Source organism: Mesorhizobium sp. M7A.F.Ca.AU.001.01.1.1, assembly GCF_004022735.1.
Taxonomy (GTDB): Bacteria; Pseudomonadota; Alphaproteobacteria; order Rhizobiales; family Rhizobiaceae; genus Mesorhizobium; species Mesorhizobium ciceri.
Map to the genome: position 1 here is coordinate 1 of NZ_RZPF01000165.1, position 10,066 is coordinate 10,066.

Annotated in this window: 9 protein-coding genes; 2 read left to right on the forward strand and 7 right to left on the reverse strand. The window is 62.3% G+C overall.

The genetic code is table 11. From position 1 onward, the window contains the following. Positions 1 to 1,658, reverse strand: a 1,658-nt coding sequence (locus tag EN884_RS12760) for a ComEC/Rec2 family competence protein (protein ID WP_164894991.1), incomplete at its 3' end; no start/stop codon positions are given. A gap of 102 nt (positions 1,659 to 1,760) precedes the next feature. Here EN884_RS12760 and gltX point away from each other — a divergent pair. Both gltX and gltA read left to right on the forward strand, forming a co-directional pair. Continuing rightward, a complete protein-coding gene (gene gltX, locus EN884_RS12765; protein ID WP_063170234.1) occupies positions 1,761 to 3,185 on the forward strand; it encodes a glutamate--tRNA ligase in 1,425 nt (474 codons plus the stop codon). 184 nt (positions 3,186 to 3,369) lie between these two features. Continuing rightward, positions 3,370 to 4,695, forward strand: a complete 1,326-nt coding sequence (gene gltA / locus EN884_RS12770; protein ID WP_013531749.1) for a citrate synthase — start codon at positions 3,370 to 3,372, stop codon at positions 4,693 to 4,695. Positions 4,696 to 4,771: 76 nt separating this feature from the next. On the opposite strand, the gene lpxB is transcribed toward gltA, so the two are convergent. From lpxB to EN884_RS12800, 6 genes are all read right to left on the reverse strand, one after another. Continuing rightward, on the reverse strand, positions 4,772 to 5,950 hold the full coding sequence (gene lpxB / locus EN884_RS12775) for a lipid-A-disaccharide synthase (protein ID WP_063167972.1): 1,179 nt from the start codon (positions 5,948 to 5,950) through the stop codon (positions 4,772 to 4,774). Then, a complete protein-coding gene (locus EN884_RS12780; RefSeq protein ID WP_063170233.1) occupies positions 5,943 to 6,860 on the reverse strand; it encodes an LpxI family protein in 918 nt (305 codons plus the stop codon). The genes lpxB and EN884_RS12780 overlap by 8 nt, the downstream gene beginning before the upstream one ends. Continuing rightward, positions 6,832 to 7,665, reverse strand: coding sequence for an acyl-ACP--UDP-N-acetylglucosamine O-acyltransferase (gene lpxA, locus EN884_RS12785; RefSeq protein ID WP_063167971.1), 834 nt, complete (start codon positions 7,663 to 7,665; stop codon positions 6,832 to 6,834). The genes EN884_RS12780 and lpxA overlap by 29 nt, the downstream gene beginning before the upstream one ends. Positions 7,666 to 7,678: 13 nt before the next feature. Beyond that, positions 7,679 to 8,146, reverse strand: coding sequence for a 3-hydroxyacyl-ACP dehydratase FabZ (gene fabZ / locus EN884_RS12790; protein WP_027036657.1), 468 nt, complete (start codon positions 8,144 to 8,146; stop codon positions 7,679 to 7,681). Next, the gene (lpxD, locus tag EN884_RS12795) at positions 8,139 to 9,197 is read right to left on the reverse strand and encodes a UDP-3-O-(3-hydroxymyristoyl)glucosamine N-acyltransferase (protein WP_063167970.1); all 1,059 of its coding nucleotides are present in this window, start codon (positions 9,195 to 9,197) and stop codon (positions 8,139 to 8,141) included. The genes fabZ and lpxD overlap by 8 nt, the downstream gene beginning before the upstream one ends. Before the next feature lie 75 nt (positions 9,198 to 9,272). Further along, the coding region (locus EN884_RS12800) for a BamA/TamA family outer membrane protein (protein WP_164894992.1) at positions 9,273 to 10,066 on the reverse strand (794 nt) is incomplete at its 5' end.

Genomic DNA, 10,066 nt, shown 5'->3' on the forward strand with positions numbered 1-10,066 from the left:
GGCCAATCCAATCCGAAAGGCATCAGCAGCGCGCTGGCGACGGCCAGGAACATGACGACGGTGACGATCGGCATAACCGCGAGATTGGCGAACAGGCTGAGCGGCGACACACGCTGAAAATGCCAGATGGCAAACAGCGTCGTGGCGCTGCCGGCGATGATCGAGGTCATGGCCAGACCGATTGCCGCCAGCAGGAATTTTCGTGTCAGGAACCCGGGCAAGGATCGCTTCGGCGGCGGCGTTCTTGCTTTTCCCGCGCGGTGATCCGCCCAGCCGGCATAGGCGCCGACCAGAGCCGCGGTCGCGGCGAACGACATCTGAAAACTCGGGCCGACCACCTCATGCGGCGACACCACGATGACGGCGATCGCCGAGATCGCCAGATTGCGCATGGTGAGTGCTGCTCGATCGAACAGAACTGCAATCAGCATCACTGCCAGCATGATGAAGCTGCGTTCGGCGGCGACGACGATACCTGAGATGACGAGGTAGGCTGCGATCGAGAACAGTGCGGCGGCAGCGGCATACTTCTTGACCGGGCGACGCGCGGAAAAATCGGGAAACAAGGCGAAGGCGCCGCGCAGCAACCCCATGATGGTGCCGGCGACCAGAGCCATATGCAGTCCCGAAATGGAGATGATGTGGTAGATGCCGGTACGTCGCATCGCCTCATTGATGTCGTCGGGAATGCCGGCGCGCACGCCGACGATCAGCGCCGCGGCGATCTCGCCTTCGGCGCCGCCGACGCTCGCCCTGATATGGTCGGCGATGCCTTCACGGGCATTTTCCACGCTGGAGGAAATTCGGGCCGACAGCGGCATGTCGCCATCATCGCTGACGACAAGCTTGGGATTGCCGAGAAAGAACCCGCTGCCGCCAATGCCGGCAAAATAGCTGTCGAAGGAGAAATCATAGCTGTCCGGTCGCACCGGCCCGGTCGGCGGCAAAAGCTTGGCATATCCAGTGATGAGAGAGCCTGCGGTCACGTCAGCCGGGATCTTGCGTGCCGAAAGCCGTACCCGTTCCGGCGCATAGCGCAGTTTCGGTCTTGCGGTCGATGTTACGTCGATGGTCAGCCGGATACGGCCAGTTTCCATACGGTCGAGCGAGACGACGCGGCCGGTCACCTGCGTCGAGATTTCCGAGCCCAACATTTGTGTGCCCGCACGCCACGTCTCGACCTTGGCAGCAAGCAGCCCTAGGGCGCACAAAAGTGCCGCCATGAAACACAGATGGGTCTTTGGCCATGAGCGCGAGACCAGCGCACAGATCCCCGTCAGGATGACAACCGCGACAGGTCTCGCAAAGTCGGGTTCAGCCGTCAGCGAAAAATAGCCGATCGCTCCGATCGCAAGGCAGACCGGTACCAGCAGGAAGGCCACGCCCCGGTCGAGTTCCAGGCTCGCCGCCATGTTCACGCTGTGGCGCAGGCGTGGCAGTGATATCAGGCCGATCTGCCGGCGCACGCGCACGATCCTGCCGGTTCCGGCAACAGGAACAGAGGCGGCGATACCCGTTTGCAAGGGCAGCTTGCCGGAATCCGGCACGAGGGGCGACGGCGGCGGCAATGAGGCTGGCAGAGGCGCAAACAGGGACCGTTCGCTGACGCCAATGGCAGCGTCCTCGCCCTGATCCGAGCCCCAGCCTCGTCCAGCCATCGGGTCTGCCCCTTGCGCCCTCGACACCCTATGCTACATGAACGCGCAAAGCGCGAAAGTCCGCGCGACCGCACCCCGCTTCAGATGGTTTCCGAGAGTTCCATGTCCGACAAGGTCGTCACCCGTTTTGCCCCCTCGCCCACCGGCTATTTGCACATAGGCGGCGCGCGCACGGCGCTGTTCAACTGGCTGTATGCAAAGCACACCGGCGGCACGATGCTGCTGCGCATCGAGGACACCGATCGCGAACGCTCCAATGAAGCCGCGACGGCTGCCATCCTCGACGGGCTTTCCTGGCTTGGCCTGAGCTGGGACGGCGAGCCGGTGTCGCAGTTCGAGCGTGCGCCCCGCCACCGCGAGGTGGCCGAGGAGCTCGTGCGCATCGGCAAGGCCTATTATTGCTACGCCACGCCAGCCGAACTGGAGGCCATGCGCGAGGCCGCCAGAGCCAAGGGGCTGCCACCCCGCTACGATGGCCGCTGGCGCGACCGCGACCCCTCAGAGGCACCCGCAGGTGCCAAGGGCGCCATCCGCATCAAGGCGCCGACCGAAGGCGAGACCGTCGTCCATGACCGGGTCCAGGGCGACGTGCGCTTTCCTAACAAGGATCTCGATGACTTCATCATCCTGCGTTCCGACGGCAATCCCACTTACATGCATGCCGTCGTCGTCGACGATCATGACATGGCCGTCACCCACATCATCCGCGGCGACGACCATCTGACCAACGCCGCCCGCCAGACCGTCATCTACAACGCCATGGGCTGGGACGTGCCGTCCATGTCGCATATCCCGCTGATCCACGGCGCCGATGGCGCCAAGCTATCGAAGCGGCACGGCGCGCTTGGCGTCGAGGCTTATCGCGCCATGGGCTACCTGCCGGAGGCGCTGCTCAACTACCTGGCGCGTCTCGGCTGGAGCCATGGCGACGACGAGATCATGTCGATCAAGGACATGATTTCCTGGTTCGACATCGGCGACGTCAACAAGGGCGCGGCGCGCTTCGACTTCGCCAAGCTGGAGGCAATCAACGGCGCACATATGCGTCGCATGAGCGATGCCGAACTGTTCGACATCTTCATCGCCACCCTGCCCTACCTCGAAGGTGGCCCGGCGATCGCCGCACGCCTGAACGACAGCACCAAGGCGCAGTTGCTGGCAGCGCTTCCGGGCCTGAAGGAGCGCGCCAAGACGCTGGTGGAGCTCGTCGACGGCGCGGCCTTCCTGTTTGCCACGCGACCGCTGCCGATCGACGACAAGGCGGCCCTTCTGCTCACCGACGATGCCCGCAAGATCCTGCGCAGTGCTCACGAAGCTTTGAACGGGCTTGCGGGTGACTGGACAGCCGTCTCGGCGGAGGCGGCGATCCGCGAGGTGGCGGCGGCCGGCAGCCACAAGCTCGGCGCGGTGGCCCAGCCTTTGCGCGCCGCTTTGACCGGCAAAAGCACCTCGCCGGGCGTGTTCGATGTGCTCGCCGTGCTCGGCCGCGAGGAAAGCCTGGCGCGCATCTCAGATCAAATCGATTAGGAGCAAACTGGCCCAAGAAGATTGGCATTGAAAGGCGGGTTTCGCAGTGCAACATTAGGCCTTGGCCCAATCTGGCACGCACCTCCTGAAATGCGGTGGCGAATACGCGCATTGCGGTGATTTTCGACGTGTCGCTCTGCGAAATTTGCCTTTGCCGGCATGAGGAAACAAGAAGGAGTTTGCAATGACCGAAGCTGCGAAAAAACTGGATTTGGGCAAGACCCAAGAGGCCACCGCAACGCTTGAATTCGCCGGCAAGACCCATGAATTCAAGGTGCGAAGCGGTTCGGTCGGGCCTGATGTGATCGACATCGCCTCGCTCTACTCAACCACCGGCGCTTTCACCTACGATCCCGGCTTCACCTCGACGGCAAGCTGCGAGTCCGAAATCACCTTCATCGACGGCGACGCCGGCATCCTGTTGCACCGCGGCTATCCGATCGACCAGTTGGCCGAACATGGCGACTTCCTCGAGGTCTGCTATCTCCTGCTCTACGGTGAATTGCCGACCAAGGCGCAGAAGGACGATTTCGATTACCGCGTGACGCGCCACACCATGGTGCATGAGCAGATGTCGCGCTTTTTCACCGGCTTCCGCCGCGACGCGCATCCGATGGCGGTGATGTGCGGCGTGGTCGGCGCGCTGTCGGCCTTTTATCACGACTCCACCGACATTTCCGACCCCTACCAGCGCATGGTTGCCTCCATGCGGCTGATCGCCAAGATGCCGACGATCGCGGCGATGGCCTACAAATACCACATCGGCCAGCCCTTCATTTACCCGAAGAACGAGCTGAACTTTGCCGCCAACTTCCTGCATATGTGCTTTGCCGTGCCTTGCGAGGAATACAAGATCAATCCGGTGCTGGCGCGCGCCATGGAACGCATCTTCATCCTGCACGCCGACCACGAGCAGAATGCCTCGACCTCGACCGTTCGCCTCGCCGGCTCGTCGGGCGCCAACCCGTTTGCGTGCATCGCCGCCGGCATAGCCTGCCTGTGGGGACCCGCGCATGGCGGCGCCAATGAAGCGGCGCTCAACATGCTTGGCGAGATCGGCCATGTCGATCACATCCCGGAATTCATCGCCCGCGCCAAGGACAAGGACGACCCGTTCCGCTTGATGGGCTTCGGCCACCGCGTCTACAAGAACTACGATCCGCGCGCCAAGATCATGCAGAAGACGGCACATGAGGTTCTGGGCGAGCTCGGCATCAAGGACGATCCGCTGCTCGACATCGCCATGGAGCTGGAAAAGATCGCGCTGACCGATTCCTATTTCATCGAGAAGAAGCTCTACCCGAATGTCGACTTCTATTCCGGCATTACGCTGAAGGCGCTGGGCTTCCCCACCACGATGTTCACCGTGCTGTTCGCGGTCGCCCGCACCGTCGGCTGGATCGCCCAGTGGAAAGAGATGATCGAGGATCCGCGCCAGAAGATTGGCCGCCCGCGCCAGCTCTATACCGGTGCACCGGAGCGGGATTACGTGCCGATCGCCAAGCGGTGAATTAGGAAATAGTGAGTAGTGAGTAGTGAGTAGTGAGTAGTGAGTAGTGAGTAGTGAAGTCGACCATTTCTACTGATTACTGACTACTCACTCTCTTGACATACCGCATCACCACCTGCGCGGCGATCTCGCCGGACGGTCTGCCCGTAGCCATGCGCCGCCTGATCTCTGCAAATCCATCCTTCTGCCAGGCACGCATGCCGCTGTCGGCGAACAGTGCCTCCAATTGCCGGGCAAGATTGTTCGGCTTGATATAGCCGTCGTAGAATTCGGGAATAAGCGCTCGATCCGATATCAGATTGGGCAGCAGCGCCGACCAGACGGAAACGAGGTACGGCGCCAAGATGCGCGCGACCGGGTCGAGCCTGTAGCAGGAAATCATCGGCACGCCGGCCAGCGCCAGTTCCAGCGATACCGTCCCGGACGCGATCAGCGCCGCATCGGCCCTGCCGAAAGCCTGCCATTTGCGCTGGGGCTCGACGATGATCTCAGGCTTTTCATCCCAGCGGTTGACGGAAGATTTGACGAGGTCGGCGACATGCGGGACGGTCGGCAGCAGCAGCCGCAAGCGGTGGCCGCGCGCGCGCAGGATCGACACCGTCTCGCCGAACGGGTCGAGCAGCCGCCGTACCTCGCCACGCCGCGAACCGGGCAGGACGAGCAAGGTTTTGACCCGATCAGGAGAAAGGTCGCGCGGCAACTCCTGCGCCTTGGCTGCAGCGAGCAAGCCCGCATCGTGCGTCAGGCGATGCCCAACATAGGTGCCCGATGGCCCGCCGAGCCGCTCCAACTCCTTAACCTCGAAAGGCAGGATGCAGAGGATGTGGTCGACATAGGGCTTCATCGCGACCGCCCTGCCCGGCCGCCACGCCCACACGCTCGGGCAGACATAGTGGATGATCGGAATCGACGGGTTGGCCGCACGCACCTTTTTGGCGACGCGCAACGAAAAGTCCGGACTGTCAATGGTGACGAGGCAATCCGGCTTTTCGTCGGCAACGGTCTTGGCCAGTTGGCTGATCCGCCGCATCAGGCGCGGAAGGTCGCGCAGGACGGCACTGAACCCCATGAGGGCGATCTCACCGGCATCGAATGGCGAGACCAGTCCCAGCGTCTGCAAATGACGGCCGCCGAGGCCGACGAGTTGCACCTCGCGCCCGGCCGCCTGCCTGAGCGAGCGTACTATGTCGGCGCCGAGCAGGTCGCCGGACTCCTCGCCGGCAACAATCGCGATCTTCAATGCCCTGTCAGCCACTGTGCGGCTCCGTCGTGGCAGGCAGGCCAATGACGAACAGGCCGAGTGCGTTGGCGCGCGCGATGGTTTCAGGACCTTCGAGAACCAGCGAACGTCCCGCCTCGACGGCAATCCCGGCAAGCTCGGCTGCATGCGCTGCTTCGACCGTCTGCAGGCCGATGGACGGAAGATCCGCTCGCAGTTCCTGGCCAGGCTTGGCGCACTTGACCAGGACGCCGCGGGTCTTGCCCGCAATACGGCCGTGGCCGCGTAAAAGCTTTGCCCGCTCAAGCAATCCGGCTGTTCCTTCGATGCCTTCCAGCGCAATGGTCCGGCCACCGATGGCGATCGCGGCCTGGCCGATGTCCAGCGCCCCGATGGCCTTTGCTGCGTCAAGGCCTGCCTCGATGTCACGCCAGTCCGACTTTTGTGGCGCGGCGTTGGTCAGGACGCCTTCGGCGGCGACAAGGCTCGGCACGATTTCATGCGCTCCCACAACCTTTATTCCACGGGCTTCGAGGCCCCTCGCCAAGACCTTCAGCAGGCCATCGTCGCCACGCGCGAGCGCCATGACGACCAGCGGAATTACCGCGAGCAGGCTGAGACTGGGGCGCAGCGCAAGCAATCGCGGCCGGCGCTTGATCTCGCCTGCAAGCACCAGATGGGTGATCCGGTGCCGCCGTAGCAATGGGACCAGCGAGCCTATACCTTCCAGAGCGAGGCTTTCGTGATCGTATCGGGAGAGCTCCGCGATGCGGTCGACCTCGCCTTCCATCAGGATGACGAAGGGCGGATAGCCTTGTTCAGCCGAACCGGCCGCGACTTCGACCGGCAGACTGCCGCCGCCGGCAATGATGCCGACCCTGGAGCCCGGCGGAAGATCAAGACGCGCTGCCGCTGTCTCAGTCTTCGTCATCGACATCGTCGCCATCGCCGCCCTTGAGCGACGGCACAGCATAGTGCCGCTTGCCGCGACTGGTGATGAAATCGATGATCTTCATGGCGGTCGGCGACGACGCGAACTCCGCCTTGGCGAACTCGATGTTCTCGCCAACGGTGCGGGAACGATCGAAGATCATCCTGTAAGCCTTGCGCAGCACAAGGATTTCGGACCTTGGCAGGCCGGAGCGCTTGAGGCCGATGATGTTGAGGCCGCGTAGGCTGGCGCGGTTGCCGACCGCTATGGCAAAGGGGATGACATCGCCGACGATCGCGGAGCAGCCGCCGAGAAAGGCGTTGTCGCCGATGCGGACAAACTGATGCACTGCGGTCAGTCCGCCGATATAGACATTGTTGCCGACCTCGCAGTGGCCGCCCAGCGTTGCGCCATTGGCGAACGTCGCATTGTTGCCGACGACGCAATCATGGGCGATATGGGCGTAGGCAAGGAAATTGCCATTGTCGCCGACCGTCGTCTCGCCGCGGCTGGAATCGGTGCCGAGATGCATGGTCACGCCTTCGCGGATCGTGCAGTTCCTGCCGATGACCAAGGTGGTTCGGCCGCCCTTGTGCTTGGTGTTCTGCGGCGGTGCGCCCAATGTCGCCATCGGATAGACCTTGGTCGAGGCGCCGATCGACGTCGCGCCCATCACCGAGACATGACTGACCAGTTCGACGTCGTCGCCGATCACCACATCGGCAGCGACATGGCAGAACGGCCCGATGCGCACACCTTGGCCGATTTGGGCGCCTTCCTCGACAATGGAGGAAGCATGAATGGATGTCTTGATTTTCATAAGCACTCGATCGTCAGTCGCTGGTGACCATCATGGCTGAAATCTCGGCCTCGGCCGCCTTGGCGCCGTCGACCATGGCTTCACAAGCGAATTTGAGCAGGTTGCCGCGTTTCTTGATTTTCTTGACATAGATCTTCAACTGGTCGCCGGGAACCACCGGTTTGCGGAATTTGGCGTTGTCGATGGTCAGGAAATAGACCAGCGACGGCTTTTCGGTACCCAGGCTGCGGATACAGATGGCGCCGGCCGTCTGCGCCATCGCCTCGACGATGAGCACACCCGGCATGACCGGCTGCTCAGGGAAATGGCCCTGAAAATGCGGCTCGTTTATGGTCACGTTCTTGATGCCAACAGCGGATTCGTCGCCATCGATGTCGACGATACGATCGATCATCAGGAACGGATAGCGGTGCGGCAGGAGCTTCATCAGCCCCATAATGTCGACCGCCTCCAGCGTCGTCGACGCGATCATGTCAGCCATTGCCTCCCTCGCCCTGTTTGCGGGTCCTGGCGAGCTTGCGCAGCATGGCTATCTCCCGCATGGCTTCCGCCATTGGCTGTGCCGGATAGCCGCCCCAGATCTCGCCTGCAGGGACATTGCTCATAAATCCACTTCTGGCGGCAAGCTTGGCCCCTGTCCCAATGGTCAGGTGATCCGCAAGCCCGACGCCGCCGCCCATGGTGACATTGTCACCTACGACCACAGAACCCGAAATACCCGAAAGCCCGGCTATTATGCAATTGCGGCCGATGCGGACGTTATGGGCGATCTGCACGAGATTGTCGATCTTGGTGCCCTGGCCGATGATCGTATCGGACATGGCGCCGCGATCGACGGTGGTGTTGGAGCCGATCTCGACGTCGTCCTGGATAACGACACGGCCGATCTGCGGCACGCGCTCAGGACCCTTGGCCCCGCCGACGAAGCCAAAACCATCCTGGCCTATCCTGGCGCCGCCATGAATGATGACGCGATTGCCGATCAAGGCATACTGGATGCTGGCGCCCGGACCGACATAGCCGTCGCGGCCGATCTGGCAGGATTGTCCGATGACCGCATTTGGGGCGATGACGGTGCCGCTGCCGATCGAAGCACCTGGCCCGACAACCGCGCCGGCCTCGATGACGGCACCGGCTTCGACATGGGCGGTCGCATCGACGTGAGCGTGCGGCGAGACGCCGGTTTCGCTGGTCATTGGCCCTGGTGTCGCCGCCCTCGGAAACAGCAGACGCCCGATCAGCGCGAAGGCCTGTTGTGGACGCGGATGAATGAGAACGGCAACGCTTGCCGGCGCCTTGCCGGCAAATTCCGCCGGGCACAGCACCGCGGCAGCCCGCAGCGACGGCATCAGCGCGGAATTACGCTTGCCGTCGACAAAGACGAGCGCGTTCTCGCCGCCCTCGCTGGCCGGCGCGAGTGCTTCGATCAAAATATTGGAGTGGCCGGAATCGACAAGCACCGAGCCGGTCAGATTCGCGACTTCGCCCGCCGTATACCGGCGTGATGGCGCGAAGAACACCGGATCGGTCATTCCAGAAGCTATATCCAGCTAGGTCGGAACATTTCTCCCGGACCCTGAAGACCCGGGAGCATCGTTGGCCGCCGATCAGAAGCGGGTCGATATGCCGAAGTTGAATTCCTGCACGTCGTCGCGCGCTTCCTTCTTGACCGGGATCGCATAGTCGATACGAATCGGACCGAACGGCGACGCCCACATCAGACCAACGCCGACAGAGGCACGCAGCTGCATGTCCGTTGACTCCTGAGCAACGCTCGTAACCTTGCTGCCATAGAGAGTCGCCGCGTCAGCAAACACAGCTCCGCGAAGGCCGAAGCTTTCCGGAACGACTGGCAGCGGGAACTGGGCTTCAGCAGAAGCATTGAAGTAGGTCGTACCGCCGAGATGGTCACCCGTGAGAGGATCCACAGGCCCGATACCGCCATAGGCGAAGCCACGGATCATGCGGTCCGTGCTCTGGAACTGATCGAAGATACGCAGGCCGTCACTGCCATAACCCTCGACATGGCCGGCGCCGCCCGAAATAAGGCCGACAAGATCAAGCGACTCGGACAACGTCTGATAGACGCTGCCGCGTCCCGTGATCTTCACGAACTTGGCATCGCCGCCAAGACCGGCCACTTCGACGGTTGTGTTGGCATAGATACCCTCATGCGGGTTCTTCATGTCGTCGATGGTGTTGTAGACCAGCCCGAGACTGACCGACGACTTGATCCAAGGGCTCTGATCGATGCCATCAAGGATTGCAGTTGAGATATTGCAAGGGCTGCCAGGAATATAAACCCCATCGGTCAAGCAACCATCGTCAACTTTATATTTTTCCTGCGATATGTTGTACGCCAACTGGGTCGTGATGCTGTCGGTGATCGGCAGGCCGAAAC

Excerpts from the sequence above, each read along its gene's own strand:
- gltX (WP_063170234.1), top strand. The coding sequence starts at position 1,761 with ATGTCCGACAAGGTCGTCACCCGTTTTGCCCCCTCGCCCACCGGCTAT.
- gltA (WP_013531749.1), top strand. The coding sequence starts at position 3,370 with ATGACCGAAGCTGCGAAAAAACTGGATTTGGGCAAGACCCAAGAGGCC.
- EN884_RS12780 (WP_063170233.1), bottom strand. The coding sequence starts at position 6,860 with ATGGCGACGATGTCGATGACGAAGACTGAGACAGCGGCAGCGCGTCTT.
- lpxA (WP_063167971.1), bottom strand. The coding sequence starts at position 7,665 with ATGAAAATCAAGACATCCATTCATGCTTCCTCCATTGTCGAGGAAGGC.
- fabZ (WP_027036657.1), bottom strand. The coding sequence starts at position 8,146 with ATGGCTGACATGATCGCGTCGACGACGCTGGAGGCGGTCGACATTATG.
- lpxD (WP_063167970.1), bottom strand. The coding sequence starts at position 9,197 with ATGACCGATCCGGTGTTCTTCGCGCCATCACGCCGGTATACGGCGGGC.